Genomic DNA, 25703 nt, shown 5'->3' with positions numbered 1-25703 from the left:
AAAACAGGCTCTTGTGCCCCAGGCACAGGTGTGTGAAAAATCACCGCCTCTTTATGCCCTTTTGCCAAATTTTCCAATTAGCACATTTTCACCGCGTTCCAGCATCTCCATATGGTCTGCATACCATTGCAGCATTTCCCTGCGCCCCTCCAGATATTGGGCGTGGTTATAGGTTCCCCGGATGCTGTTCTTATCCACATGAGCAAGCTGTGTTTCAATCCATGCGGTGTTGTAACCTTGTTCATGCAGGATAGTACTCATGGTATGGCGGAATCCGTGTCCTGTTGCCCTACCATCATAACCAATACGTTTAAGTACCTGATTAATAGCGGCCTCGCTCATCGGTTTCCCTGCATCATTACGTCCGGGGAAAACGTATTTCCCACGCCCTGTAATAGAGTGAAGTTTGATAAGAATGGCTTTAACCTGATTGGATAGCGGGACGATGTGAGGGCGGCGCATTTTCATTCGCTCAGCAGGTATCTGCCAGATATCCTTATCGAAATCGAATTCAGTCCATTCTGATTCTCTTAATTCGATGGTACGCACACCAGTAAGCATCAGTAAACGTGTCGCGGACTGAGTCACTTCGCTTCCGGTATAGCCCGCCAAGGCGATGAGGAATTCATTCATTTGGTCGGCTAAAAGGTGTGGGAAGTGTTTTTGCTTCGGTGCTTTAAGTGCGCTGGCAAGATCGGTAACGGGGTTGAACTCTGCCCGCCCGGTAATCACGGCATAGGTGAAAATTTGCCGACAGGCCTGTCTGGTTTTTTTCAATTTATCCAAAACACCGCGTTGCTCCATTTTTCGGAGAACAGCCAACATTTCGGCGGGTTTAATCTCGGTAACAGCACGTTTACCAATATACGGGAAGATGTCTTTTTTCAGATATTCCAGAATGTCTTCGGCATACCCTTTTGACCAGTTGGAACGTTTATGCTCGTGCCACTCAATGGCGATGGATTCAAAATTATTGCTGGCTGTAAACGCTTTGGCTACCTTTTCAGCGTTCTTTTCCTCTATCGGATCATTGCCATCCGATAGCGTCCGCCGGGCTTCGTTTCTCTTGGTTCTTGCTTCTGCGAGGGAGATATCAGGGTATACCCCTAATGCGAGTAATTTTTCTTTACCTGCGAGCCGGTACTTCAACCGCCAATAGCGAGCGCCATTAGGGTTTACCAATAGATATAGTCCGCCACCATCTGCAAGTTTATAAGGTTTTTCTTTCGGCTTTGCAGTGTCCACCTGTCGGGCTGTTAGCTTCATCTGGGGGTATCTCACTTCATTGAACCTGAACGTACCCCTAAATATACCCCCATAAGATCGTGGATTTCAACCTACCCGACTGGACGACAGGAGAACGAAAAAAGGCTAACAATGCGTATTTACTGAGGTTTTATGGACTTTGGAAGACGTTGAGATATGAATAGATGGTACGCCCTACAGGATTCGAACCTGTGACCTACGGCTTAGAAGGCCGTTGCTCTATCCAACTGAGCTAAGGGCGCATTATGGTATGCGGAATAAGCAACATCGTTAATGCTTTGATGTAGCACCGGATTATACGGGCATAATGAAATGAGTCAATGGCATTTTCGCTCATATGTGCATTTTATGATTATCAATAAAACTGACAGGCGGTTCATGTTCTGACAAAATAGCGCTTATTCCTATAATTGATGATGGAATCTTAAATACATGTCAGCAAAAATTATTGATGGGAAAACGATTGCGCAGACAATCAGAAGCGAAGTTGCAGAAAAAGTCAGACAACGTGTTGCTACGGGAAAACGCGCTCCAGGTCTTGCCGTCGTTTTAGTGGGAGAAAATCCCGCTTCTCAGATTTATGTCGCAAGTAAACGTCGCGCCTGTGAAGAAGTCGGTTTTATGTCCCGCTCTTATGACCTGCCTGATACCACCAGCGAAGCCGAATTACTCTCCCTGATAGATAACCTGAATACCGACCCAGAAATTGATGGTATTTTAGTTCAACTTCCCTTACCTGCCGGCATTGATAATGTCAAAGTACTGGAACGTATCCATCCCGATAAGGATGTGGATGGTTTCCATCCTTATAATATCGGTCGTCTGTGCCAACGTGCCCCAAAATTACGCCCTTGTACTCCCCGTGGTATCGTAACGATGCTTGAGCGCTGTAATATCAATACTTATGGACTAAATGCGGTTATTATTGGCGCTTCTAATATTGTTGGCCGTCCAATGAGCCTTGAACTGTTGTTGGCGGGTTGCACAACTACGGTAACGCATCGCTTTACCAAGGATTTGCGTCAGCATGTTGAACAAGCTGATTTATTGGTCGTGGCTGTCGGTAAGCCTAACTTTATTCCCGGCGAATGGATTAAGCCCGGTGCGATTGTGATTGATGTTGGCATCAATCGACTGGAAAATGGCAAAGTCATTGGGGATGTGGATTTCGATAACGCATCTGAGCGCGCAAGTTGGATTTCTCCTGTGCCGGGTGGCGTCGGCCCGATGACGGTTGCGACATTAATTCAAAATACCTTGCAGGCATGCGAGGAATATCATGATGTAGATACAACTGAAGGTTATTGATGGAAATTTTTAATTTAGATGGTCACCCTTATGTCGAACTGTGTGATTTGCTGAAGTTTCAAGGGTGGAGCGAGAGTGGTGCTGCGGCGAAGGCTGTGATTGCAGAAGGTTTGGTGCAGATTGACGACCAACCCGAAACCCGCAAACGCTGCAAGATTACTGCCGGTAAAGTTGTCAGCTTTAATGGTGAATCTGTTCGCGTTGACGCGTAATGCAGTGATGTCTCACCACAATTAATATCTTTTAATATCTTTAAGAAAAACTGTACCCAGATGATTTAGTACCATAAGGTACAGTTTTTCGTTTATTAAATAAAATGTGACCCCGGCTCAATCCTGACTAAACAATCACCCTGCCATGTTTTGGTTTTCTAATAAGTTGCTATACTGAGAAACTTACGTACAACTGAAACGGGGTTAATTATGTTAAGTAATAGAGCTGCAAGAAGGTTGTTGGGTTTGTCTTATAAGTTAAGTAACTCTAAACGTAGAGTGACAGTTTCTCTTCTTAATCTTGCTTCCGCTGATAACACTCATCAAGTACCAGAGCACCTGAGCAATGCTTCTTTTATTGCCATGAAACGAGATGCTGTTTCTGAAAAAGTCACCTATCATGCGGGAAATAATTTCTATCCCGAGTATCTGAATAGTCATCGATAAATTTGTCTGTTTTTATTCCGTCTACGTATTACAACTAAAATGTCTCTGTAAAAACGCAAACGCGATAAAAACTGAACCGCCCACATAAGGGGCGGTTCTGAGATACTTCTATAATATTCAATGAGTCAAAAATCGATTATTTACGACGCCATGTAGTTCCCTGTGGGCCATCTTCCAGTTCGATACCCATTTCATTTAATTGATCCCGCGCCGCATCTGCCAATGCCCACTCTTTGTTTTTACGGGCGTCGTTACGCTGTTTGATTAGCGCTTCAATTTTAGCCACGTCGTCGTCCGCCTGAACACTACCATGCAAGAAATGTTCTGGATCTTGTTCCAAAAGTCCAAGAACACCCGCCAGTTTACGCAGTTCAGCCGCTAAACCATTCGCCGCATCTATGTCTTCTGCTTTCAGCCGGTTGATTTCACGAACCATATCAAACAGGACTGAATATGCTTCCGGTGTATTGAAATCGTCGTTCATCGCTTCAGTAAAACGAGCTTCAAAAGCTTCTCCCCCCGCAGGCTGGGTGGATTTATCCGTGCCACGCAGAGCCGTATATAAACGCTCAAGGGAAGTACGCGCCTGTTTCAGATTTTCTTCCGTGTAATTCAGCTGGCTGCGATAGTGACCAGACAGCAAGAAGTAACGCACGGTCTCAGCATCGTAATACTCCAGCACATCACGGATGGTAAAGAAGTTGTTCAATGATTTTGACATCTTCTCTTTATCTATCATGACCATACCTGAATGCATCCAATAATTGACGTAAGGGCCATCATGGGCACAAGTTGATTGTGCAATCTCATTTTCATGATGCGGGAACATCAAATCAGAACCACCGCCATGAATATCAAAATGATGGCCAAGCGCCTTGCCATTCATGGCAGAGCATTCAATATGCCAACCCGGACGACCTGCCCCCCACGGAGATTCCCAGCTCGGCTCACCCGGCTTGGACATTTTCCATAATACAAAATCCATTGGATTGCGTTTTACATCCGCCACTTCAACACGGGCACCTGCCTGCAATTGTTCCAAATCCTGACGGGAAAGCAGGCCGTAATCAGGGTTACTGTCGATGGAGAACATCACATCGCCATTGGCTGCAACATACGCATATCCACGTTTGATCAGTTCTTCAGTGATTTCAATGATTTCAATGATATGTTGTGTTGCTCGTGGCTCTGAATCCGGACGCAGGATATTCAGTGCATCAAAATCGCTGTGCATTTCTGCTAACATACGTGTGGTCAAGTCGTCACAGCTCTCATTATTTTCAGTTGCACGTTTGATGATTTTGTCATCCACGTCAGTCACGTTACGAACATATGTCAGATCGTATCCCAGATAACGCAGGTAACGGGCAATCACATCAAATGCAACAAATGTTCTGCCGTGACCAATATGACACAAATCATAAATGGTAATGCCACACACGTACATGCCCACTTTTCCTTCATGAATCGGCTTAAATTCTTCTTTTTGGCGGCTGAGGGTATTGAAAATTTTTAGCATCAGTGGGTTTTCCCGTTAGAAATTGATGTACGTGTAATTAAAGTCAAATGAATTTGCTGATTATAGGCTTCTTCATCAGCGATATAAATAAACTAGAATATATGCCTGCCGTCTTTCAAGGACGTAAAGAAATCCAATAAAGTATTTCACCTTGATATGCAATGCTTTGCAAGTACCGTAAACCAACCTTGCCAGATACGGTTGCTGAGTACTGACTCAAAATCTCAGATATGATATAACAACGTTTTTCCGACCCTTCCTAAATACAGGGTTAACCAAAACTATTATTAGGATTTCTATTATGGTGACTTTCCACACCAACTTTGGCGATATCGTAATCAATACCTTTGCTGATAAAGCGCCTGTAACTGTCGAGAATTTCTTAAATTACTGCTCTGAAGGTTTTTATGACAACACAATTTTTCACCGTGTTATCAATGGCTTCATGATTCAAGGCGGTGGCTTTGAGCCAGGCATGAAGCAGAAAACAACTAAAGATCCTATCAAGAACGAAGCTAATAATGGTCTGAAAAACAGCCGTGGCACTCTTGCAATGGCACGTACTAATGACCCACATTCTGCAACTGGCCAATTCTTCGTTAACGTTGTTGATAACGATTTCCTGAATTTCCGTTCAGAACGTCCGGACGGATGGGGTTATTGTGTATTCGCCGAAGTCGTTGAAGGCATGGATGTCGTTGATAAAATCAAAAGTGTTTCCACAGGCCGCAGCGGTATGCACCAGGATGTACCACGCGAAGATGTGATCATTGAACGCGTTACTGTCAGCGCATAATTACTGCTGAAGACTAGAGAGTAGTTAATCATTACATGAGTACGCTGTTTATTGCAGATTTGCATCTCAGTGAGCAAGAACCGGCAATTACTGCCGGTTTTCTGCGTTTTTTACGTGAAGATGCGATTCAGGCTGAAAGCCTTTATATTCTGGGTGATTTTTTTGACTATTGGATTGGTGATGATGATCCCAATCCGCTGCATACCACCATCGCTCAGGCCCTTAATGAACTGAAACAAAAAGGTATTCCCTGTTATTTCATTCATGGTAACCGTGATTTCCTGCTTGGCTCCCGCTTTGCCAGAGAAAGTGGAATAATCCTGCTGCCACAAGAAAAAGTGCTGGAGTTATACAGTAAACGCATTTTGATCTTACATGGCGATACGCTATGCACCGATGATATCGGTTACCAACAGTATCGTAAGCGAGTTCATACTCCATGGATCCAACGGTTGTTTTTTCTTCTTCCTTTATTTGCCCGTTTGAAAATCGCAGCCAGAATGCGCGCAGGTAGCCAATACGCAAACAACCAGAAATCTGAAACAATTATGGATGTCAATCAACCAGCAGTTATCGAACACTTCAAAAAGTATCAGGTTGATTGGATAATTCACGGGCATACCCATCGTCCGGCGATCCATGAAATTCAAGTTGGCGATAAAATCGTACATCGGGGCGTATTAGGTGCATGGCATGAGAAAGGTTCGATGTTCAAAGTAACAGAAACATCCATTGAGTTGATATCTTTCCCCTTCTGAGTTCAATTAACTATTTTGGATTTTTCGGAAAAATCGACAAATCAATCAACGCAAACGTTTTCCTTGTGCAATTCGCGTGATATGATCCGCCATCTTAAACATCATCTTTGTTCTGGTAGACTCTCAATACAGGAGCATCTGATTTATGACGGCTAGCCCTGATCCCGAAGCAACTATTACTTCCATAACAGCAGTAAAAACACATCATCACGCTAAAATCGCCATTGTCATGGGATCAAAAAGTGACTGGGCGACGATGCAACATGCAGCCGATATTCTGACTTCTCTTGCTATTCCTTTCCATGTTGAAATTGTTTCGGCGCACCGAACACCTGATAAACTTTTTCACTTCGCCGAGCAAGCCAAAGAGCGTGGTTTTAATGTGATTATCGCTGGTGCGGGTGGTGCAGCACATTTACCGGGCATGTTAGCAGCCAAAACTTTAGTACCTGTGTTTGGCGTTCCCGTACAAAGTGCAGCTCTCAGTGGTGTTGATAGCCTCTATTCTATCGTTCAAATGCCAAAGGGCATTCCTGTAGGTACACTGGCTATCGGTAAAGCCGGAGCAGCCAACGCCGCATTGTTAGCCGCTCAAGTGTTGGCTTTGCATGATTACGCTCTGTTTCAACGTCTGTCAGACTGGCGCTATGCACAAACACGGGACGTTTTGGATAATCCGGACCCACGGGAGGATGCATGAAGCCTGTTTGCGTATTGGGCAATGGTCAATTGGGTCGGATGCTCCGTCAGGCAGGTGAACCGTTGGGAATTGCTGTTTATCCCGTTGGATTGGATGCAGAGCCGGAAGCTGTCCCTTATCAGAGCAGTGTTATCACCGCAGAAATTGAACGTTGGCCCGAAACCGCATTAACTCGCGAGTTAGCGCATCACAAGGCGTTTATCAATCGTGATATTTTCCCGCAGCTAGCCGATCGCTTACCACAAAAACAGTTAATGGACACATTAGGTTTGGCAACAGCGCCGTGGAAATTGCTGTCCGATGTCAGCCAATGGCCACAACTGTTTGCAGAGTTAGGTGATTTTATCATCGTTAAACGTCGAACGGGCGGCTACGATGGACGTGGACAATGGCGAATCCGGCCAGGTGATGAAGCTGAGTTGCCACCTGAAATTTATGGCGAGTGTATCGTCGAGCAAGGCATCCCGTTTACGGGAGAAGTTTCACTCGTTGGTGCCCGTAATGCTCAGGGTGAATCGGTATTTTATACACTGACTCATAATCTTCATCAGGAAGGCATTTTGCGTACCAGTGTTGCTTTCCCCAATGCAGATAATAAATTACAGCAACAAGCAGAAAAAATGCTGTCTACCATCATGGATCACCTAAGCTATGTCGGTGTGATGGCGATGGAATGTTTTATCGTTGGTGACGATCTGCTGATCAATGAGCTGGCACCGAGAGTTCACAATAGCGGTCACTGGACACAAAATGGTGCTTCGATCAGTCAGTTTGAACTTCACTTACGGGCGATTCTGGATCTCCCCATGCCTCAGCCGGAAATATTTGCAGCATCCGTGATGATCAATCTGATCGGTACAGAAATAAATCCTGCATGGCTCAGCCTGCCACTGGTTCATTTACATTGGTACGAAAAGGAAGTTCGCTCAGTGCGTAAGGTAGGACACCTGAATCTGGTTCATTCTGATCGTGATCTATTAAAAACAACTTTACAAAGATTGATTCCATTATTACCTGAAGAGTACCAAAGTGGACTTGAATGGGCACAAAGTAAGTTAAGTTGAAAAAATCCCTGAGGAGCGGTAATGCATAAAAATATGCTTACCGCTTACAGTTTTGGACATAGAAATAATGTTTATTTTTTTGATAATGTTCTGGAAAAAGTATCCACAATCGTTCTCGTCATTTGATCTATCTCATAATTGAGGAAATTGCCGACCTTAATTTTGCTGAGATTAGTCATCCTTAATGTTTCGGGGATCAGGTTTAAAGCAATTGTCTTGTTTTCTTCATCAATGTCATTAATGGTTAAGCTACAACCATGAAGACCAATAAAACCTTTCAGGAAAAAATAGTTAATGTTGTCTTGAGGGATTCGGATAACTAACCGATACGTTTCACCGGTTGCAGTAAATTCGACGACTTCAGCCATTCCTTCTACATGCCCATAAAGACTATGTCCCCCGTTTTCCTTATTCATCTGGTGTGAACGTTCAACATTGACTTCATCTCCAACGGAGAGAAACTTTAATGTTGTGTTATCAGCAGTGAAATCGGAGATATCAAAATAAACTCTATCCCCATTAAATTGGGTGGCAGTCAGGCATGTGCCATCAATAGCAACACTGGCACCGACCGTGACATCATCAAAAAAATGATTTTGATTGCTGACTATTAATGTACTAAAACCATTATTTTTATTAAGTGATAATACTTTCTCTTTACCTTGTACAATACCTGTATACATAATAATTCACCTCAAAATTCAATTTAATAAAATTTTAACCCTATTTATTTTAAACTAGAGTGATAACATTTACTTATCGAGAGATTAAAACAAAATTAACACCTTCAAGCTATTTTTTAAAAATGATTTAAAAACAAAAAAATATGGACTTATATTTTAAAAAATAAATTCTATATCAAAATGTGCTGGTATTAAAATCAGCACATTTTGAAAGCAAAGAAAAAACAAAATAATTGCCTATCGACTAAAGTAATCTGAGAAATCATAAAAAATCCACAATAATTATTTGACATAAGATCACAATTCAATAAATGTGGCTGCTTTACAGTTAATCCTCCACAAAATCACCAGGAGATACTAAGTGCCATTGCCAAGGAAACAGGAAGCCAGCAATACTGTAAGGTCAGCCTCAACAACAATTGTCAATCTATCTGCCATTCCCTTATTTTTTCTTTTCTCAACGCCTGTTCAGGCAGAGGATTTCGTCAATTTTCAATCCATTGATACCAGCCTGTACTTTCAGTCCGAAAATAAAGTTGATCCGAAAAAAAACCTCTCCCCCATTGTAGAAGCGTTTGGGGATTACAAAATCGGCGATATGTATGTCTACAGCATTTGGCAAAATTCGCTGCAACATGACTATAAAGGCGATAAAAGCACCTATTACTATAAATTTGTGCCAAGACTCAGTGCCAGCAAAATCACAGGATACGACCTTTCTTACGGCCCATTGAAAGATGTCCTGTTTGCTCAGTGGATTGCCAAGACCAAAAACGTAAAATATGACTATTTCCCCGGAGTCAGCCTTGATTGGCAAGTGGACAATTTCAGTTGGCTGCGCACTATCTTTTATTTTGAAAACAATGCCAAAGGAAACTGGAACGATCAGCGTCTCCATATTGATTATGGTATTCCTTTCAATAATCAATATGGAGATTTTCGCATCGTGGGAACTTTCGATTACACTCTGGGGCGACGCGATAATCCTGAGATGATCGAGTTCAAGCCTGAGTTGCATTATGACTTAGGGAAACAATTAGGGTATCAATCAGGCCATCTGTGGACAGGGGTTGTTGTGAATCTTGGCAAAAATAAGTACAAAATCAAAAATACGCCTGACTTCCGCACAAATCAATTTAGCTATGGAGTGTTTATTCGATACAGCTTTTTCTAATAAGCACTTAAAATAGTGCCGTTTTTAATGGTTTATATCCTTGATGGGGTCACAATGTCCATTCAACACGACAAATTCGGGCGTACTTATCAGTGGTTTTTGCTGATACTTTTAGGCATGGTCTATTTTTTATCCACAGCAACAACCTTTACGTCATTGGGCGTTGTCCTACCCAGTATGATTAATGAGCTGGGCTGGAGCTGGACTAATGCTGGTTTAGGGTTCACGCTGCTTGGCCTGACTTGCGGGTTATCCAGTTTTCTGCCAACGGTGTTCATTCGCAAAGTTGGTGTTCGCTTTACTCTGTCTGTTGGCCTGCTGATTTTTTTGGCTGGTTTCTATAATCTTTATAACACTCACGCTATTTCATCGTATTTTATCGGTACGGCTTTGATCGGTATTGGTTTTACCTTTTTGGCTACAGTACCGGGCACTTATGTCATTTCACGTTTATATGAAAAACAATCTCTTGCCTTTGGCTTCTATTTTACGATTGGTGGATTAGGCGGTGTGATTGGCCCATGGATCTATTTTCTGGCAACCCGTGTCTGGGGCACATGGCGGATGCACTGGATGATCTCCGCGATTGTGCTTACCATTTTCGTTATCCTGACAATTATTACTCTTCAGGAAGGAAAACGGGAAGTCGCCCATGCCAAGGCGGTGAACCAAAAACATAATAATCAGGATACTCTCAGTATTTATCGCACTAAGCAGCACTGGACTGTGCATCAAGCATTGCGGACATGGCAATTTTATGTGATTTCAGCAAGTTACACTGCATTTTTATGGTGTGGTATTACGGTCAATAGTTTTGCCGTTGCCCATGTGATCGAAAATGGTTTCAGTGAAGCTATCGCCGCAGGATTATTAAGCTCGATGGCCTTTATCAATGCCTTTTCCCGATTAGCGGGTGGCGCAATAGGCGAATGGGTTGATCCGAAGAAATTACTGATTGGCAGCCTGACTATTATCATTCTTGGCTTGATTGCACTAAGTATCGCCTCTTCATGGCCATTCTTGATTGCATTCGCTGTGTGTGTCGGGATGGGATATGGCGTAACTTTTCTCGCTTCCAGTGTATTGCTGGCTAATTATTTTGGCCGAAAACCTTATCTGGAACTGTTTTCGATCATGAATCTGATCTCTACCCTGGCTTGTCTGGCTCCTTTTTTTACCGGTGTCATCAAAGATTATTCAGGCACTTTTACTTCAGCATTTTTAATCATTATTATTCCGGTATTTGTTGTTATTGTCGTGACGTTGATGATGAAACCACCCGTTCAGAAACTGAGAAAACAGTCAGAAAAAGGCACTCAATTTACTGAATAGCGGGTAAATAAACTGAGACAATTCACACAAGGAAATAAATGGGGAGACTTCGGTTCAATGCCTCCCCATTGCAAACTATTTTTCTGATTTTACTCCGGCAAACGTCGGTACTGTCCTTGGTTCCGTAATAACCGAATGCCTAACCAACTACCACATAATGAAAGCAGCAGGCTACTGATAATGGGAAGCAAAATCCACATCTGCCATTGCGGTTGCCATGGGAAATCAAAGACCTGTGTCTGCAATAACCAAAGTGCAACTTCCGCACCAAATGCCGCTGCTAAACCTGCCATAAAGCCAAGCAGTGCAAACTCACTCCACAATGTGCGACGCAATAGTTTCTTACTCGCGCCCAATGTGCGGTATACCACTAATTCAAGCTGACGCTGATTCATTCCTACCTGAATTTGTGCCAGTAGAAGCAATGCGCCGCAAATCATGACCAAGACAACCATAATTTCCAGCGCCTTGCTGACTTGCTGTAAAATACTTTGTGCCTGTCTGATTATCGAACCGATATCCAACATGCTAATGGTCGGGAAATGACGATTAATCTCCGTCAGCAACTTCCCGTCACCTTCATAATGAAAGCTGGTCAGCCACATCCCCGGCTGATTTTCCAACGTCTCTTTGGCGAAGATAAAAATAAAATTCGGATTCACACTTTCCCAATCCACCTTGCGGATACTGCTTACAGTGGTATGGAATGTTCGGGTATCACCTGTGAATGTTAGCTGATCACCCACGTTAATTTGCAAGCGCTCAGCGACGCTCTGTTCCATGGAAACTTCATTCGGCTTCGGCGGCCATGTTCCCTTGATAACAGTGTTAAAAGGCGGCAGCTCTGATTTCCATGTTAAATTCAGTTCACGACGCACTGTTGTACTATTGGGGTGCTTTGCATCAGCCCATTCAATGGCCGATTGTCCATTCACCTCAGTCAAACGCGCGAGAATCACCGGATAAAATTCAGTAGGTTTCACTTGGTACTTAGCCAGTAACTCATTAAGTTGGGTGACTTGTGGCTGAGCGATGTTAATCAGGAAATAATTCGGGCTATCAGGCGGTAATTGCTGCTGCCAGCGACTCAATAAATCGCCCCTTGCCATGACAAGCAAGGCCAATAACATGAATGACAGCGAAAATGCCGCCAGCTGTGTCACGGTCTGGAATGGACGACACATCAATCGATTAACTGCCAAACGCAAACTTAACTGGCGGAATGTCACTCGTCTCAGCAACCATAAACCGCCCCATCCCAATAGCGCCAATAGCAGAGCGATAATCGGAACGCCTGCCAACAATGACCATAACAGAGGCTTAGTACCTGCCAGTAATACCAATCCTCCCGTCACAATCAATACCACCACAGGCAGATAATAACGCAATGGCCAAATCGCGGCAGTTACGTCACTTCTTAATACCCGGGAAGGCTGCGTCGCCATTAATTGATGATAAGGACGGATACCCACCAGCAGAGTTATTCCCAACAATGCGCCAATGGACCATACCCAAGGCCACATCCCCGCTGCGGGTAACATTTTGGGCAACATTCCTGCCAGAATGCGAATCAGTGCAGATTCAAAAATTAAACCTAAAATAGAGCCAACCACTATGGCCGCAAGCAATATGACCAACCATTGTCCGATAATCCATTGCCGCAAAGCCCAACGGCCGGCACCCAGTGTTTTCAGGATAGCAATCAGATTATGTCGGCTACGGCAATAATGGCTCATTGAAACCGCCATGGCTGCCACAGCAAGCAACAGTGTCAACAAAGCCGATAACAGTAGAAATTGCTGCGCACGTTCAATGGATTGTGACAATAGGCTATTGTCTTGTTCCAGCGTCAGCCAACGTTGATCGGCTTTTAATTGCGGGTCAACAAATTGCTGGAACGATTGGATCACATCCGGAGGGCCAGAGAACATATAGCGGTAAGTTAAACGGCTGCCCGGTTGGATTGCACCTGTTGCTTCAGCATCACCAATGTTGATTAAAATTCGGGGCGATATCTGAAATGGACTAAATCCACTATCCGGCTCTTGCAATAATTCTCCGCTGATCCTCAACGTGGTATCTCCCACATCAAGATTATCGCCAACCTTAACCTCCAACAATCTCAGGAGACGAGGAGCAACCAGCACTGTGCCTTGTTCTGGTTTTAATTTTTGTGGGTTGGTTTCCAGCTCGCCATACAACGGATAGTGATTATCTGTCGCTTTCACATCCGCCAGTTGCGGAATATCACCCGCATAGGTCATGGTCGAAAATGAGATTTGACGGCTTAACATCAGACCTTGTTCCTGCGCCCTTTTAAGCCAGGTTTCATCAACAGGATACGAAGCCCTTAAAACCAGATCTCCCGCCAAAAAATCACGGCTTTGATAATGCACGCTCTGATCGATGCGATCACTAATCCGCCCTAAGGACAGTACACAAGCCACCGCCAATGTCAGGGACAACCAAACAATCAGGAGAGATGGTGTGCGCCATTCACGCCAAAACCAGCGCCAAATCATGCTTCTTCCCTCAATTTTCCATCGACCAAACGCAAACGACGCTGGCAACGGGCCGCAAGTTGGCTGTCATGAGTCACTAAAATCAGTGTAGTGGCATAATCATGATTGAGTGAAAAGAGTAAATCTGCGATGCGTTCCCCTGTCTGGCGATCAAGATTACCCGTTGGTTCATCAGCAAACAGGATTTTTGGGCGGGTACAGAATGCCCGGGCCAAAGCGACCCGCTGCTGTTCCCCACCCGAAAGTTGGGCTGGCATATGTTTCAGACGCTTTCCCAATCCCAACTGTTCAAGTAACTCAATGGCCTGCTGACGGCTTTGGTTCTCCGGTTCGCCACGCAACAATGCCGGAAGCTGAACGTTCTCCAATGCATTTAAGGTAGGGATCAACATAAACGACTGAAATACAAAACCGACATTTTCTGCCCGCAACTGTGCCCGCTGCTCTTCGTTCATTCGGCTGATATTTTGTCCCAACAAATGAACATTTCCCGCATTGCCATCATCCAATCCTGCAATAATCCCCAACAGCGTTGATTTCCCTGATCCTGACTCACCAATTAATGCAATTGTCTGCGCTGACTCGACAACCAGCTCAACACCTTGCAATATATTAATTACCTGTTCCCCTTGACCAACATGTTTAGTGAGATGATGAACTTCAAGAATATTTTCTACAGCCATGTATTTTTCCTTTTGTTGTTAGTGCTATGCAGTGCCAGAGCAACAGCAGCGGATACTCTGCTTATATTGGGTGATAGCCTCAGTGCAGGATATCGCCTGCCTGTTGAGCAATCCTGGCCTGCTCTGATGGCAAAACAGTGGCAACAAGCCGGCAAAAAAACAGCTATTGTCAATGGCAGTATTAGTGCCAATACCGCCACACAAGGGCTTGAACGTCTGCCTGAGTTATTAAAGCAGCACAATCCCAAGTGGGTTTTGGTAGAGCTTGGTGCTAATGATGGATTGCGTGGTTTTCCCATTCAAAACATAGAACAAGATTTGCAACAAGGCATCAGTTTGATTAAACAAGCCGGAGCACAACCTTTGTTAATGCAGATCAGAATCTCTCCAAATTACGGGAAACGCTATACGGAATCCTTTGCAAAAATGTATCCTGTTCTGTCTGAACGCAACCAAATTCCTTTGCTGCCATTTTTCATGGAGCACGTTGCTATCAAACCGGAATGGATGCAGGATGACGGGCTGCATCCGAATCAATCCGCGCAGCCCTTTATTGCTGATTGGATGTCGAATAAACTATCGGCATACATCAATCATCCTTAAGTAAAAGTATTTCTTAATAGTAAATCATTTATTTCCATAAATTGATGCAGATAAACAGGTAAAGTTATGCAAAAAGCGGTTCTTATTACTGGGTGTTCTAGTGGGATCGGGTTGGCTGCGGCCAAGGCACTTCATCAACGTGGTTACCGTATACTCGCAGCTTGCCGTAAGCCCGCTGATTTATTGCATATGCGTGAGTTGGGATTCGAACCCATCCAATTGGATTTGGACGATCAAGCAAATGTGGAACGCGCCGCTAAGACAGTGATCGAATTAACTGAAGGCCGTCTGTTCGGATTATTCAATAATGGGGGATTTGCCATTTATGGGTCATTGGAAAGTATTTCCCGCGAGCAGATGGAAAAACAGTTTTCCACGAATTTCTTTGGAACTCATCAACTGACCTGCCTGCTGTTGCCGGCAATACGCGCTTATGGCGCAGGACGAATTGTCCAGACCAGCTCTGTTATGGGATTACTCTCAACACCGAGACGTGGTGCATATGCAGCCAGTAAATATGCTCTCGAAGCGTGGTCAGATGCTTTGCGGGGAGAACTGGCAAACACGGGTATCAAAGTCAGCCTGATAGAACCCGGCCCAATTAATACGCGTTTTACAGAAAATGTGAATCAGACCCAGCAGGATCAACCTGTAGAGAACTCAAGCATTGTCCGTCATTTCACCCTTATGCCTGAAGATGTTGTATCAAAACTGATTCACGCTCTGGAAAGCCCCAATCCTAAATTACGTTATTCTGTGACATTATTGACTCACGCAGTGAAAGTAATGCGTCGTATACTCCCCGAAAAATGGCTCGATAAAATCGTGTGCTGGCAAAGTCGATAAACATTGAAAAACTCATAGATGTGCCTTATCTATTCATGTAATTGCCTTTCATGTAATTTCCTTAAAACGACCCGGAGAGAAAAACCATGGATCTAACAGCGAATACAAACAGTAATACCGCCTATCTTATTGATATTAATGAATCGAATATTGCAGAAGTCGTTCAGCTCTCACTGACTCAACTCGTCGTATTCTACTTCAGTTCAGCACAGAATCTGCATTGCCATGAACTGGAAACGACACTTGAGAAAATTGCACATGAGTATGCAGGGCAATTTGTTCTGGCTAAAGTCAACTGTGACCAATTATCTCATCTTGCCGCACAATTTGGTGTTCGTGGCTTACCGACAGTGCTGTTTGTAAAAGAAGCTCGTCCTGTGCAGGGATTTGAAGGCATTCAAACAGATGAAACCATCCGAAAAATTTTTTCTCAGCTTCTCATCCAAGAAGAAAAATCCCCGTTAGAGCAAGTGAATGATTTACTTGCCGAAGGCAACAATAAAGAAGCCTTACCTTTATTGAAAGAAATCCATAAGGAAAATCCACAAGATACGGATATCGCATTGCTGTTGGCTCAAGTTAATCTTTCGCTCAATCATCTTGAAGACGCCCAAAATATATTGGATACCCTGCCATTAGAAGCGCAAGACGAACGTTATCATGAGTTACTGGAGTATATAAAATCCCAGCAAGAAGCGGCTGATTCACCTGAAATTAGGCAACTTCAACAAGATCTGGCATCTCAACCAGAAAATGCAGAATTGGCTGTTCAACTTGCTTCCAAATTACACGAAGTCGGTCGTAATGAAGAAGCGCTTGAATTACTGTTTAGCTTTCTGAGAAAAGATCTGGCGGCTGCCGATGGAGCAGTGAAAAAGACCATGATGGATATTATTTCTGCTCTCGATACGGGTGATACTCTAGCATCTAAATACCGTCGTCATGTATACTCTTTGCTCTATTAAGTAAAAAACTCTTATGCATTCCATAATTGACTAATAAGGGAATTGTTATGGATTTATTTTCTTTTGGTGCTGTACCTATCCTGATCATTATTGCTGTGGTTATCGTTTTTACCTGTGTAAAAACCGTTCCGCAAGGTTATCAATGGACTGTTGAACGCTTTGGGCGCTATACCCGCACATTAACCCCCGGCTTGAATATCATCATGCCATTCGTTGATAGAATAGGACGTAAAATCAACATGATGGAGCAGGTTCTGGATATCCCGTCGCAGGAAGTCATTTCCCGGGATAACGCCAACGTAACCATTGATGCCGTCTGCTTTATTCAGGTTGTCGATCCTGTACGTGCTGCCTATGAAGTCAGTAATCTGGAATTGTCCATCATCAACCTGACCATGACCAACTTCCGTACCGTACTGGGTTCAATGGAACTGGACGAAATGCTTTCTCAACGTGACTCCATCAATAGCCGTCTGCTGACTATCGTTGATGAAGCAACCAACCCGTGGGGAGTCAAGATCACGCGTATTGAGATCCGTGACGTGCGTCCGCCTAAGGAATTGATCTCTGCGATGAACGCTCAGATGAAGGCAGAACGTACCAAACGTGCAGATATCCTTGAAGCAGAGGGTATCCGTCAGGCTGCTATTCTGAGAGCGGAAGGAGACAAACAGTCACAAATTCTGAAAGCAGAGGGTGAGCGTCAGTCAGCCTTCCTGCAAGCAGAAGCCCGTGAACGTGCCGCAGAAGCAGAAGCCCGCGCAACTAAAATGGTGTCTGATGCGATTGCCGATGGTGATATGCAGGCGATTAACTATTTCATTGCCCAAAAATATACTGATGCCCTCACCAACATTGGTGCAGCAAATAATAGCAAAGTGATTATGATGCCACTGGAGGCCAGCAATTTAATGGGGGCTATTGGCGGTATTGCTGAGCTCATCGGCGAAAGCAAAAAGAGCAAACAGGATAAATAACCATGATTGAACAGATCGCCACACAGCCAGCTTGGTTCTGGCTCTGTTTTGGTGGGCTGCTTCTGATTGCAGAATTGCTGGGAACAGGAGGATATCTGTTGTGGACAGGAACAGCCGCTATCGTTGTTTCCCTGCTCACATGGATCTTCCCTAATATGGGCTGGGAACTGCAAGGTATGCTGTTTGCTGTTCTGACTTTGCTTTCTGTTCTTGCATGGCGTAGCTGGCTACGCCATCGCCCACGTCAGACTAGTGATAAAATTCTTAATCAGAAAAACCACCAGTTGATTGGTCTGCGTACCCGTTTAATCACCGATACTGAAAACGGGTTCGGACGAGTCAAACTGGCTGATGGCAGTTGGCGCGTTCATTGTGACCGGGAACTTTCAGCCAATACCGAGGTTGAAATCATCGCCGTCGATGGGATCACATTGAAGGTGAGGCCTCTTCCTCATTAGCCATAATTAGCCATAATGCGTTAACCATGATGCTTACAGCAGCCAGATCCAGATAAATGCTCAATGATGGGGCAATCTGCCCTATCATCTCCCGGACATTCAGCCGCCAATGTCAGCAATTTTTCCTTTATCTTTTGCAAATCCACAATCGCTTTGTCTATTTCCGCCACTTTTTGCAGCGTCGCTGTTTTTACATCTGCGCTGTGACGGCTGGGATTGCGGAATAACCGCAATAACTCGCGACATTCTTCCAGCGTAAATCCCACTTCTTTCGCCTGACGTAAAAGCATCAGTTCATCAATATGCTTTTGCTGATAATAGCGATAGCCGTTATCACCCCGCTCCGGCGCAGTGATCAGGTCTTTTTCTTCATAAAACCGGATTGCTTTGCTGGTTAAACCGGTCTTTTGGGCAATTTCACTGATATTCATAATTTCCCCTTGACCTTCCCCTTGCAGGAAGGTTTAGCCTTAATGATATACCACTCTGTATCAGGAGAGATTGTCATGTCCACAACCATCATTCTTGCACTTCAAGGCTTAACTTGTATGCATTGTGTCGGCAGCGTCAAAAAAGTACTGGAAAAAATATCCGGTGTCGAACAGGTTAATGTGAATCTGCATTATGCCAAAGTTACCGGCGATGTTTCATCTGATGTATTAATTGCAGCCATTGTTGCCGAAGATTATCAGGCTTCTGTCGCCATACAGCCTGATACTGAATTGCGGTTGTCAGGTTTGAGCTGCATGAAATGCGCAAATAAAACACAAAAAGCATTAGAATCCATAGAAGGTGTCATTGCTGCGCAAGTCGATACCCAAACCGCAAAAATCTATGGTCAGGCAGAAAGCAGCGAGCTAATTAAGGCCGTCGAACAAGTCGGGTATCACGCTGAATTAGCAACGGGAGAAGATTTCCCAAAAACTGAGCCGCTGACAATATCTGCCTCACAAATTCCGGAGTCTTTGGCAGCGGCAACTTCTTCTTCTCCTTCTTCCTCTCCCTCTTCTTCTCCGGTAAGCAATGCTATTGATGACACTATTGATGACAGTGTTCAGCTTCTGTTGGATGGTATGAGCTGTGCCAGTTGTGTCAGCAAGGTACAAAAAGCATTGCAATCCGTTGATGGGGTGGAAAATGCCAGAGTCAATCTCGCAGAACGGAGCGCCTTAGTGACTGGCAATGCATCCTCCAATGCCTTAATTGAAGCCGTTATCAAGGCAGGTTATGGAGCAGAAATCATTCAGGATGAAACAGAGCGTCGTGAACGCCAGCAGCAAGTTGCACAAGCCAATATGCGCCGTTTCCGTTGGCAGTCAGCTCTTGCCTTAGTAGTTGGCGTGCCTGTCATGGTCTGGGGAATGATAGGCGATAATATGGTACTTACGCCTGCAAATCATGCTATTTGGCTCTCTATTGGTCTGCTGACACTTGCCGTCATGGTATTTGCAGGTGGGCATTTTTATCGCAATGCGTGGCAAAGCCTTAAAAATGGCAGCGCAACAATGGACACACTCATAGCACTGGGTACTGGTGTGGCATGGCTCTATTCCATTAGCGTCAACCTATGGCCTGATATTTTTCCGCCTCAAGCCCGCCATCTTTATTATGAAGCCAGCGCAATGATCATTGGTTTAATCAATCTCGGGCATGCGTTAGAACAACGGGCACGCCAGCGTTCCTCCAAGGCACTTGAGCGATTATTGGATTTAACACCGCCAACTGCGCGGGTGGTGACAGATGAAGGTGAGAAAACACTGCCACTGGCCGATGTTAAACCCGGTATGACATTGCGCCTGACAACGGGAGATCGTGTTCCGGTCGATGGTGAAATTATTCAGGGTACGGTCTGGTTGGATGAAGCCATGCTAACGGGCGAACCGATCCCCCAGCAAAAATCAACAGGCGATGCCGTTCATGCAGGCACTATCGTTCAGGATGGAACAGTATTGTTTAAAGCCAATGCAGTCGGCAGCCAAACAACGCTCTCACGTATCATCAAATTAGTACGTCAGGCGCAAAGCAGCAAACCAGAAATCGGTCAATTGGCAGACAAAATATCATCAATATTTGTGCCCGTTGTTGTTGCCATCGCTCTGATTGCCGGTGCTATCTGGTATTTTATCGGCCCTGATCCACAAATCATGTATGCGTTAGTGATCATCACTACCGTATTGATTATCGCCTGTCCCTGTGCACTTGGGCTGGCAACGCCAATGTCTATCATTTCCGGTGTAGGACGGGCAGCAGAATTAGGAGTATTGGTACGTGATGCGGATGCCCTGCAACACGCCAGCCAACTGGATACGATTGTCTTCGACAAAACAGGGACCTTAACCGAAGGTATGCCATTGGTAACGGAGATCCACACGTTTAACGGATTCACCGAAGAAGAAGTCTTGATATGGGCTGGCGCATTAGAAAATGGTTCAAACCATCCTCTGGCAAAAGCAATCTTGATGAAAGTTGGAGATCGAAAACTGCCAGAAATAGCGCAATTCCGTACCCTGGCAGGGTTGGGTGTACGGGGTGAAATTGGAAATACCACTTTGTTATTGGGTAACTCAAAACTACTTGAGCAAAATCAGATTGAAACAACTGAGTTAATCCCTTTAATTGCAGCCCAAGCGGAAAAAGGCGTAACGCCCGTGATTCTGACAGCGAACGGGAAAATCGCAGCGCTGTTTTCCCTCCGTGATCCCTTACGCCAAGATACTGTTTCCGCCCTGCAACGTTTACATCATCAAGGATATCGTCTGGTCATGCTGACAGGAGATAATCCCGTGACAGCCAATGCAATTGCTAAAGAAGCTGGCATTGATCAGGTGATTGCAGGAGTATTACCAGATGGTAAAGCATCAGCTATCCAGTCACTTCAGTCAGAAGGACGAAAAGTTGCCATGATCGGCGATGGTATTAATGATGCTCCTGCATTAGCGCAAGCCGATGTCGGCATCGCAATGGGTGGTGGCAGTGATATCGCCATTGAGACTGCATCAATTACTCTGATGCGCCATAGCCTGCACGGTGTTGCTGATGCGGTTGAATTATCAAAAGGCACACTGCGCAATATGAAACAGAATCTGTTTGGCGCTTTTGTCTACAATACGTTAGGTATCCCAATTGCCGCAGGTATCTTATATCCGTTTACGGGAACATTACTGAATCCTGTGGTTGCAGGTGCAGCGATGGCATTATCTTCAATTACTGTCGTCAGCAACGCCAACCGGTTATTGCGTTTCAAACCTAAGTCCTGAAACGGTATTCAGAAAATTACTTTCTAATCTATAACGTTCTCATCGATAAAAAGCTAAACAAAATATGTTTAGCTTTTTATCCGCACTTTTCCCCCTTTCCTGTTAATCCTTAACGAGTTAGCATACTCTTCAATGCCAGTCATTGGAGTATGAAAAATGGGGAAATTAATGACATATTTCAATAAGATATTAGGATTCAACTCCCAGCGACATTATCCTTATCCCGCTTTCGATATTAATCCCAGACAAGGCGTACAATTGCACATTGTTGGCAGTATCCATATGGGAACAGAAAACATGTTCCCGCTCTCTGAGATTCTGCTGGAACAACTGGAGCAATCTGACGCAATGATTGTCGAAGCTGATATCACTCAGACTGGTTCTCCTTTCAAAGGAAAACTGCCCGAACAAATTGCGCTATCACAACGTCTATCCCCTGAACATTTTGACCAATTACAGCATTATTGCCAAATTCTCCAACATCCTGTTGAGTTACTGGAACCATTGCCATCATGGCAAGTTGCATTGATATTACAGGCGGCCCAAGCCCAATATTTGGGATTACGTCCCCAATATGGTATTGATTACCAATTGCTGAACAGTGCAAAATCCATCAATAAACCCATTATCGAGTTGGAAGGTGTGAATACGCAGGTCAATTTGCTTACCGACTTACCAAATGACGGACTTTCTCTGTTGGAAGATACGCTCAACCATTGGCATACCAACGCCCGAGCTTTACAGACTATGATTAGCTGGTGGATGAATTATAAATCTGAACAACAAGATCAGATATTGCCGATGACATTCTGCGAAGAGATTTATCAGACCTTAATGGTTGAACGCAATCGACAATGGAGTGAGCAGCTATATAACTTACCAACGGGAAAATATTTAGTTGCTGTGGGTGCTTTACACCTGCATGGAGAAAATAATTTACGACAGATGTTGGTAAATCCACAACAATAATACGTTTACACGTTCCATCTTTATAGGAAAAAATATGACTCCCGCGATTGTCTTGCTGGAAAAGCAAAAAATTAATTTCAACCTTCATCCTTATGAACATGATGCCAATGAACATAATTTCGGTGATGAAGTGGTTAGGAAACTCGGTTTAGATGCCAAACAGGTTTTTAAGACGCTGCTGGTTTCACTGAATGGTGATCCCAAAAATCTTGCAGTCGCTGTTACTCCAGTCTCCGGGCAACTCGATTTGAAAAAAATTGCCAAAGTCTTCAAGGCCAAGAAAGCAGACATGGCTGATCCTCAATTAGCACAAAAGGTTACGGGTTATTTAGTCGGTGGCATTAGCCCACTGGGACAGAAAAAGCGCCTTCCCACTGTGATTGATATTCAGGCGCGAACTTTACCCACTCTGTTTATCTCTGCTGGTAAACGAGGCTTAGATATTGAATTAGCGCCCTCTGATTTATGCCAACTACTTAGTTGTTCATTTGTTGATATTGCTAAACGCTGAAAACACATTGCAATTGCCATTAATTTTTTTCGAGCCGGCTCGGTTTTATCCAAAACAGAGCCTTGTGCTAAATAATAATGCAGATATACTCCCCGTATAGAAAAAAACACTTTAATTACCATTCCAATTAACTTAATCAAATAAAATAAAGGAGGATAAATATGGCCACCTCATCATTTTTCCGACAAATTGTTATTACAGATCCAAAGGCCATTAAAATGCTGAGAAAAGCTAATAGAAGACCAAGAAAGAAAAATTTTGAAGAGATAGATTTTGAGGCACAACAGAGAGAGGCTATAGAGATATTAAAACGAAAATTATTACCTTAGGGAAAATGCTAACGATTTTTGGCAATGACAAAGCAAAAGAATATTTACTTTCGTTTTCTTGCCCATTAGATCGTGATATAGAATCATTTTTACATCTAAAATCAATTAGATTTGAACAGGCAGATGCGGCAAGAACCTACTTGGTTTTGGGCACTGAAGGCTTTATTCTGGCTTATTTCTCTTTAACATTTAAGGAACTACCAACAAATAATTTCGCTCTTTCAAAGACAAGAATAAAGAAAATTAATGGTATTAGTAAGAACGCAACTTCGCTAAAAGTTTATTTAATTGGCCAAATAGCTAAAAATTTCTCATTACATGAAAACCCAATAACACTTAATGATATTTTATCTTCCATTAATATTATCATTGAAAAAGCACAAGAATTAATAGGAGGAAGAGTCACAATTCTAGAATGTCAGAACAATTCAAAAATAATTTCTCTATATGAAAAACATGGATTTGAAAAATTACCAATAAAAGGAGAAGAGAAAGCATTAGTTACCATGCTATTTAATAACTAGATTACTATTAACTTTAAACCCTCTCTATTTTAGATTATGCATAGCACTCCCAAATGATAATAAGCAAAAGACCATCTATATTACAGATGGTCTTTTTATACGGATAGCTAACAGTTGTCTATTGAACTATGGTGATCACTTATGCGCAATTTCACCTTTCGGCTCATAATCGGAGGCTTTCAATGGAGAATGTTTTTCAATATATCCTTTTAGCACTTCAGCATCGACGAAACCTGTGTCAACGTAACCAGGCAAATTATCAACACGTGGATAACCATCTCCTCCAATCGCATTGAAATTCAGAGTTGCCATACGATAAGTTTTATTTGGATCTAGTGACTTACCACCAATTTTCACATCACTGATATTTTTACCATCAGTCACGAAGCTAACGTTATAAAACTGTCCGTAAGCACCAGAGTCCTGTTTCATCTTCGCAACAGCCGTCAAATAAGGCAAAACTTCGCTGCCCTTAAAATCCACATAAACCAGCTGATTGGCAAATGGATGCACTTTCAGGACATCTTTGTAAGTAATATCACCCGGCTCAATAGAATCACGAATGCCACCACCACTCATTACTGCAAAATCTGCGTTTGTCCGCTCCATCTGGGCAGCTAATACAAGATGAGCCATGTTAGTTTGGATAAAACGTACCTTGCTGCGATCACCTTCCAGTTTGCTATCTACCGTACCCACTTGAATACTGAGTTGCTCGTCGCCTTTATTTTGGTAAGGTGTTAACAATTTCAGCATTTCAGGATCCTGCTGAATTTCATGCGTATAATAAACACGCTCCGAGCTACCATCTTCTTTTGTCACTTTTTTCTTTAAGTTAATCGGAATCAATTGATAATGAACTAATTTGAGCTCACCATTACGAAATTGAAAATCAGCACGACCCACGTATTTTCCCCATTCGTGAGCCTGAACAATCCACGTACCATTTTGGCGATCTGGGGAGCAAGGTGTTCCCGGTACATAATCTACTTGTTTATAGTTTTTATTCTCCGCTGACATACAGACCGGATCTTGTGAATGTCCCCCCACAATCATATTTAAATAACCCGCAGGCAAACTACGTGCCATTTCAACGTCACCCGGTGCATTGGTGCCATGATGACCATCGTTATAGTGCCCCATATGTGTTGCCGCAATAATCACATCCGGTTTTTCGTTCTTTTTCAGCTCATCAATGACTTTTTTTGCTTCTTCAGCAGGCACACGAAACTCAACATCTGGGAAATTAGCAGGATTACCTATTTTCGCCGTATCATCCGTTGTCAGGCCAAGAACAGCAATTTTGATACCTTGCTTATCAAACATGACATAAGGCTTAAATAAACGCTTGCCCGTGCTGGCTTGGTAAATATTGGCAGAGACAAACGGGAAGTTTGCCCATTTTTGCTGTTGATACAACACATCCAAAGGCTTATCAAACTCATGGTTCCCCAATGCCATTGCATCATACCCCACCAAATTCATTCCCTTAAAATCTGGCTCAGCATCTTGCATGTCTGATTCCGGAACACCAGTGTTAATGTCGCCACCAGATAATAACAATACGCTGCCGCCTTTCTTGGCAACTTCTTGGCGAATAGAATCTACCACCGTTTTTTGGGCTGCTAAACCATACTCGTCATGATCGTTATGCCAGAAGTGACCATGATGATCGTTAGTATGCAGAATGGTAATGTCGTAGGTTTTATCTTTTTCCCACGCAGCAGCAATTAATGGTGTCAATAACAAAGAAACAGCGAGCGCACAAACTGATGCTTTAAAAGAAAATTTCATGGGGTA

General features: G+C 43.6%; 26 protein-coding genes and 1 tRNA gene. 19 read left to right on the top strand and 8 right to left on the bottom strand.

Annotation, left to right across the window (positions count from 1 at the left end):
• Positions 1-51 precede the first annotated feature (51 nt).
• Positions 52-1266, bottom strand: coding sequence for a tyrosine-type recombinase/integrase (locus FE394_RS08130; protein WP_319925885.1), 1215 nt, complete (start codon positions 1264-1266; stop codon positions 52-54).
• A gap of 165 nt (positions 1267-1431) precedes the next feature.
• A tRNA-Arg gene (locus tag FE394_RS08125) sits at positions 1432-1508 on the bottom strand.
• 190 nt (positions 1509-1698) lie between these two features.
• On the opposite strand from FE394_RS08125, the gene folD reads away from it, so the two are divergent.
• The 3 genes from folD (at position 1699) to sra (ending at position 3233) form a co-directional block, all read left to right on the top strand.
• A complete protein-coding gene (folD, locus tag FE394_RS08120) occupies positions 1699-2574 on the top strand; it encodes a bifunctional methylenetetrahydrofolate dehydrogenase/methenyltetrahydrofolate cyclohydrolase FolD (RefSeq protein ID WP_319925884.1) in 876 nt (291 codons plus the stop codon).
• Complete coding sequence (gene ybcJ, locus FE394_RS08115; RefSeq protein ID WP_319925883.1) at positions 2574-2786, top strand: ribosome-associated protein YbcJ; 213 nt, start codon at positions 2574-2576, stop codon at positions 2784-2786. Before folD ends, ybcJ begins: the two co-directional genes overlap by 1 nt.
• Before the next feature lie 210 nt (positions 2787-2996).
• A complete protein-coding gene (sra, locus tag FE394_RS08110) occupies positions 2997-3233 on the top strand; it encodes a stationary-phase-induced ribosome-associated protein (RefSeq protein ID WP_319925882.1) in 237 nt (78 codons plus the stop codon).
• A 136-nt stretch (positions 3234-3369) separates the two neighbouring features.
• Here the strand turns inward: sra and cysS are convergent, their stop codons facing one another.
• The gene (gene cysS, locus FE394_RS08105) at positions 3370-4752 is read right to left on the bottom strand and encodes a cysteine--tRNA ligase (protein WP_319925881.1); all 1383 of its coding nucleotides are present in this window, start codon (positions 4750-4752) and stop codon (positions 3370-3372) included.
• Positions 4753-5053: 301 nt separating this feature from the next.
• Between cysS and ppiB the strand changes: the two genes are divergently transcribed.
• The 4 genes from ppiB to purK all read left to right on the top strand — a co-directional run bounded on the left by ppiB (position 5054) and on the right by purK (position 8070).
• Positions 5054-5548 (top strand): peptidylprolyl isomerase B, encoded by a 495-nt coding sequence (gene ppiB / locus FE394_RS08100; RefSeq protein ID WP_319925880.1) that lies wholly within the window; start codon positions 5054-5056, stop codon positions 5546-5548.
• Between the two features lie 35 nt (positions 5549-5583).
• Positions 5584-6306 (top strand): UDP-2,3-diacylglucosamine diphosphatase, encoded by a 723-nt coding sequence (gene lpxH / locus FE394_RS08095; RefSeq protein ID WP_319925879.1) that lies wholly within the window; start codon positions 5584-5586, stop codon positions 6304-6306.
• 145 nt (positions 6307-6451) lie between these two features.
• Entirely contained in the window at positions 6452-7006 is a 555-nt protein-coding gene (gene purE, locus FE394_RS08090; protein WP_319925878.1) for a 5-(carboxyamino)imidazole ribonucleotide mutase, read from the top strand.
• Positions 7003-8070: a 5-(carboxyamino)imidazole ribonucleotide synthase gene (gene purK / locus FE394_RS08085; RefSeq protein WP_319925877.1), complete on the top strand. Its 1068-nt coding sequence runs from the start codon at positions 7003-7005 to the stop codon at positions 8068-8070. Before purE ends, purK begins: the two co-directional genes overlap by 4 nt.
• Positions 8071-8141: 71 nt before the next feature.
• Here purK and FE394_RS08080 read toward each other — a convergent pair whose 3' ends face one another.
• Positions 8142-8753, bottom strand: a complete 612-nt coding sequence (locus FE394_RS08080) for a riboflavin synthase subunit alpha (protein ID WP_319925876.1) — start codon at positions 8751-8753, stop codon at positions 8142-8144.
• A 361-nt stretch (positions 8754-9114) separates the two neighbouring features.
• On the opposite strand from FE394_RS08080, the gene FE394_RS08075 reads away from it, so the two are divergent.
• Both FE394_RS08075 and FE394_RS08070 read left to right on the top strand, forming a co-directional pair.
• Positions 9115-9927, top strand: a complete 813-nt coding sequence (locus tag FE394_RS08075) for an outer membrane protein OmpK (RefSeq protein ID WP_319925875.1) — start codon at positions 9115-9117, stop codon at positions 9925-9927.
• A 54-nt stretch (positions 9928-9981) separates the two neighbouring features.
• On the top strand, positions 9982-11259 hold the full coding sequence (locus FE394_RS08070) for an MFS transporter (protein ID WP_319925874.1): 1278 nt from the start codon (positions 9982-9984) through the stop codon (positions 11257-11259).
• A gap of 89 nt (positions 11260-11348) precedes the next feature.
• On the opposite strand, the gene ybbP is transcribed toward FE394_RS08070, so the two are convergent.
• Both ybbP and ybbA read right to left on the bottom strand, forming a co-directional pair.
• On the bottom strand, positions 11349-13781 hold the full coding sequence (ybbP, locus tag FE394_RS08065; RefSeq protein ID WP_319925873.1) for a putative ABC transporter permease subunit YbbP: 2433 nt from the start codon (positions 13779-13781) through the stop codon (positions 11349-11351).
• Positions 13778-14464 (bottom strand): putative ABC transporter ATP-binding protein YbbA, encoded by a 687-nt coding sequence (gene ybbA / locus FE394_RS08060; protein WP_319925872.1) that lies wholly within the window; start codon positions 14462-14464, stop codon positions 13778-13780. Before ybbA ends, ybbP begins: the two co-directional genes overlap by 4 nt.
• Here ybbA and tesA point away from each other — a divergent pair.
• From tesA to FE394_RS08035, 5 genes are all read left to right on the top strand, one after another.
• Positions 14435-15067 carry a multifunctional acyl-CoA thioesterase I/protease I/lysophospholipase L1 gene (gene tesA, locus FE394_RS08055; protein ID WP_319925896.1) on the top strand — a complete coding sequence of 211 codons (633 nt, stop codon included), beginning with the start codon at positions 14435-14437 and terminating at the stop codon, positions 15065-15067. The two genes, ybbA and tesA, sit on opposite strands and share 30 nt — an antisense overlap.
• A 66-nt stretch (positions 15068-15133) precedes the next feature.
• Positions 15134-15913, top strand: a complete 780-nt coding sequence (locus FE394_RS08050) for an SDR family oxidoreductase (RefSeq protein ID WP_319925871.1) — start codon at positions 15134-15136, stop codon at positions 15911-15913.
• An 86-nt stretch (positions 15914-15999) separates the two neighbouring features.
• Complete coding sequence (locus FE394_RS08045) at positions 16000-16878, top strand: co-chaperone YbbN (protein ID WP_319925870.1); 879 nt, start codon at positions 16000-16002, stop codon at positions 16876-16878.
• A gap of 47 nt (positions 16879-16925) precedes the next feature.
• On the top strand, positions 16926-17855 hold the full coding sequence (locus tag FE394_RS08040; RefSeq protein WP_319925869.1) for an SPFH domain-containing protein: 930 nt from the start codon (positions 16926-16928) through the stop codon (positions 17853-17855).
• Positions 17856-17857: 2 nt separating this feature from the next.
• Complete coding sequence (locus tag FE394_RS08035) at positions 17858-18313, top strand: NfeD family protein (protein ID WP_319925868.1); 456 nt, start codon at positions 17858-17860, stop codon at positions 18311-18313.
• 20 nt (positions 18314-18333) lie between these two features.
• On the opposite strand, the gene cueR is transcribed toward FE394_RS08035, so the two are convergent.
• Positions 18334-18744: a Cu(I)-responsive transcriptional regulator gene (cueR, locus tag FE394_RS08030; protein WP_319925867.1), complete on the bottom strand. Its 411-nt coding sequence runs from the start codon at positions 18742-18744 to the stop codon at positions 18334-18336.
• A gap of 75 nt (positions 18745-18819) precedes the next feature.
• On the opposite strand from cueR, the gene copA reads away from it, so the two are divergent.
• The 5 genes from copA (at position 18820) to FE394_RS08005 (ending at position 23903) form a co-directional block, all read left to right on the top strand.
• Positions 18820-21570, top strand: a complete 2751-nt coding sequence (gene copA / locus FE394_RS08025; RefSeq protein WP_319925866.1) for a copper-exporting P-type ATPase CopA — start codon at positions 18820-18822, stop codon at positions 21568-21570.
• 156 nt (positions 21571-21726) lie between these two features.
• Positions 21727-22539 carry a TraB/GumN family protein gene (locus FE394_RS08020; protein ID WP_319925865.1) on the top strand — a complete coding sequence of 271 codons (813 nt, stop codon included), beginning with the start codon at positions 21727-21729 and terminating at the stop codon, positions 22537-22539.
• Positions 22540-22573: 34 nt separating this feature from the next.
• Positions 22574-23050: a Cys-tRNA(Pro)/Cys-tRNA(Cys) deacylase YbaK gene (gene ybaK, locus FE394_RS08015; protein ID WP_319925864.1), complete on the top strand. Its 477-nt coding sequence runs from the start codon at positions 22574-22576 to the stop codon at positions 23048-23050.
• A gap of 161 nt (positions 23051-23211) precedes the next feature.
• Complete coding sequence (locus FE394_RS08010; protein ID WP_319925863.1) at positions 23212-23379, top strand: hypothetical protein; 168 nt, start codon at positions 23212-23214, stop codon at positions 23377-23379.
• A gap of 5 nt (positions 23380-23384) precedes the next feature.
• Positions 23385-23903 carry an acetyltransferase gene (locus tag FE394_RS08005; protein WP_319925862.1) on the top strand — a complete coding sequence of 173 codons (519 nt, stop codon included), beginning with the start codon at positions 23385-23387 and terminating at the stop codon, positions 23901-23903.
• Between the two features lie 135 nt (positions 23904-24038).
• Here FE394_RS08005 and ushA read toward each other — a convergent pair whose 3' ends face one another.
• Positions 24039-25697 carry a bifunctional UDP-sugar hydrolase/5'-nucleotidase UshA gene (gene ushA, locus FE394_RS08000; RefSeq protein ID WP_319925861.1) on the bottom strand — a complete coding sequence of 553 codons (1659 nt, stop codon included), beginning with the start codon at positions 25695-25697 and terminating at the stop codon, positions 24039-24041.
• Positions 25698-25703 lie beyond the last annotated feature (6 nt).

The organism is Xenorhabdus littoralis (assembly GCF_033949345.1).
GTDB lineage: Bacteria > Pseudomonadota > Gammaproteobacteria > Enterobacterales > Enterobacteriaceae > Xenorhabdus > Xenorhabdus littoralis.
This window is presented reverse-complemented; position numbering and strand designations above follow the sequence as displayed.

Bases quoted from the DNA above. Each gene is read 5' to 3' on its own strand.
- ybbP (WP_319925873.1), bottom strand. From the start codon at position 13,781: ATGATTTGGCGCTGGTTTTGGCGTGAATGGCGCACACCATCTCTCCTG.
- purE (WP_319925878.1), top strand. From the start codon at position 6,452: ATGACGGCTAGCCCTGATCCCGAAGCAACTATTACTTCCATAACAGCA.
- tesA (WP_319925896.1), top strand. From the start codon at position 14,435: ATGAACTTCAAGAATATTTTCTACAGCCATGTATTTTTCCTTTTGTTG.
- cysS (WP_319925881.1), bottom strand. From the start codon at position 4,752: ATGCTAAAAATTTTCAATACCCTCAGCCGCCAAAAAGAAGAATTTAAG.
- FE394_RS08040 (WP_319925869.1), top strand. From the start codon at position 16,926: ATGGATTTATTTTCTTTTGGTGCTGTACCTATCCTGATCATTATTGCT.
- FE394_RS08045 (WP_319925870.1), top strand. From the start codon at position 16,000: ATGGATCTAACAGCGAATACAAACAGTAATACCGCCTATCTTATTGAT.
- lpxH (WP_319925879.1), top strand. From the start codon at position 5,584: ATGAGTACGCTGTTTATTGCAGATTTGCATCTCAGTGAGCAAGAACCG.
- FE394_RS08005 (WP_319925862.1), top strand. From the start codon at position 23,385: ATGCTAACGATTTTTGGCAATGACAAAGCAAAAGAATATTTACTTTCG.
- FE394_RS08070 (WP_319925874.1), top strand. From the start codon at position 9,982: ATGTCCATTCAACACGACAAATTCGGGCGTACTTATCAGTGGTTTTTG.
- ppiB (WP_319925880.1), top strand. From the start codon at position 5,054: ATGGTGACTTTCCACACCAACTTTGGCGATATCGTAATCAATACCTTT.
- ybbA (WP_319925872.1), bottom strand. From the start codon at position 14,464: ATGGCTGTAGAAAATATTCTTGAAGTTCATCATCTCACTAAACATGTT.
- copA (WP_319925866.1), top strand. From the start codon at position 18,820: ATGTCCACAACCATCATTCTTGCACTTCAAGGCTTAACTTGTATGCAT.
- folD (WP_319925884.1), top strand. From the start codon at position 1,699: ATGTCAGCAAAAATTATTGATGGGAAAACGATTGCGCAGACAATCAGA.
- FE394_RS08020 (WP_319925865.1), top strand. From the start codon at position 21,727: ATGGGGAAATTAATGACATATTTCAATAAGATATTAGGATTCAACTCC.
- ybaK (WP_319925864.1), top strand. From the start codon at position 22,574: ATGACTCCCGCGATTGTCTTGCTGGAAAAGCAAAAAATTAATTTCAAC.
- sra (WP_319925882.1), top strand. From the start codon at position 2,997: ATGTTAAGTAATAGAGCTGCAAGAAGGTTGTTGGGTTTGTCTTATAAG.
- FE394_RS08035 (WP_319925868.1), top strand. From the start codon at position 17,858: ATGATTGAACAGATCGCCACACAGCCAGCTTGGTTCTGGCTCTGTTTT.
- ybcJ (WP_319925883.1), top strand. From the start codon at position 2,574: ATGGAAATTTTTAATTTAGATGGTCACCCTTATGTCGAACTGTGTGAT.
- purK (WP_319925877.1), top strand. From the start codon at position 7,003: ATGAAGCCTGTTTGCGTATTGGGCAATGGTCAATTGGGTCGGATGCTC.
- FE394_RS08010 (WP_319925863.1), top strand. From the start codon at position 23,212: ATGGCCACCTCATCATTTTTCCGACAAATTGTTATTACAGATCCAAAG.
- FE394_RS08050 (WP_319925871.1), top strand. From the start codon at position 15,134: ATGCAAAAAGCGGTTCTTATTACTGGGTGTTCTAGTGGGATCGGGTTG.
- FE394_RS08130 (WP_319925885.1), bottom strand. From the start codon at position 1,266: ATGAAGCTAACAGCCCGACAGGTGGACACTGCAAAGCCGAAAGAAAAA.
- ushA (WP_319925861.1), bottom strand. From the start codon at position 25,697: ATGAAATTTTCTTTTAAAGCATCAGTTTGTGCGCTCGCTGTTTCTTTG.
- cueR (WP_319925867.1), bottom strand. From the start codon at position 18,744: ATGAATATCAGTGAAATTGCCCAAAAGACCGGTTTAACCAGCAAAGCA.
- FE394_RS08080 (WP_319925876.1), bottom strand. From the start codon at position 8,753: ATGTATACAGGTATTGTACAAGGTAAAGAGAAAGTATTATCACTTAAT.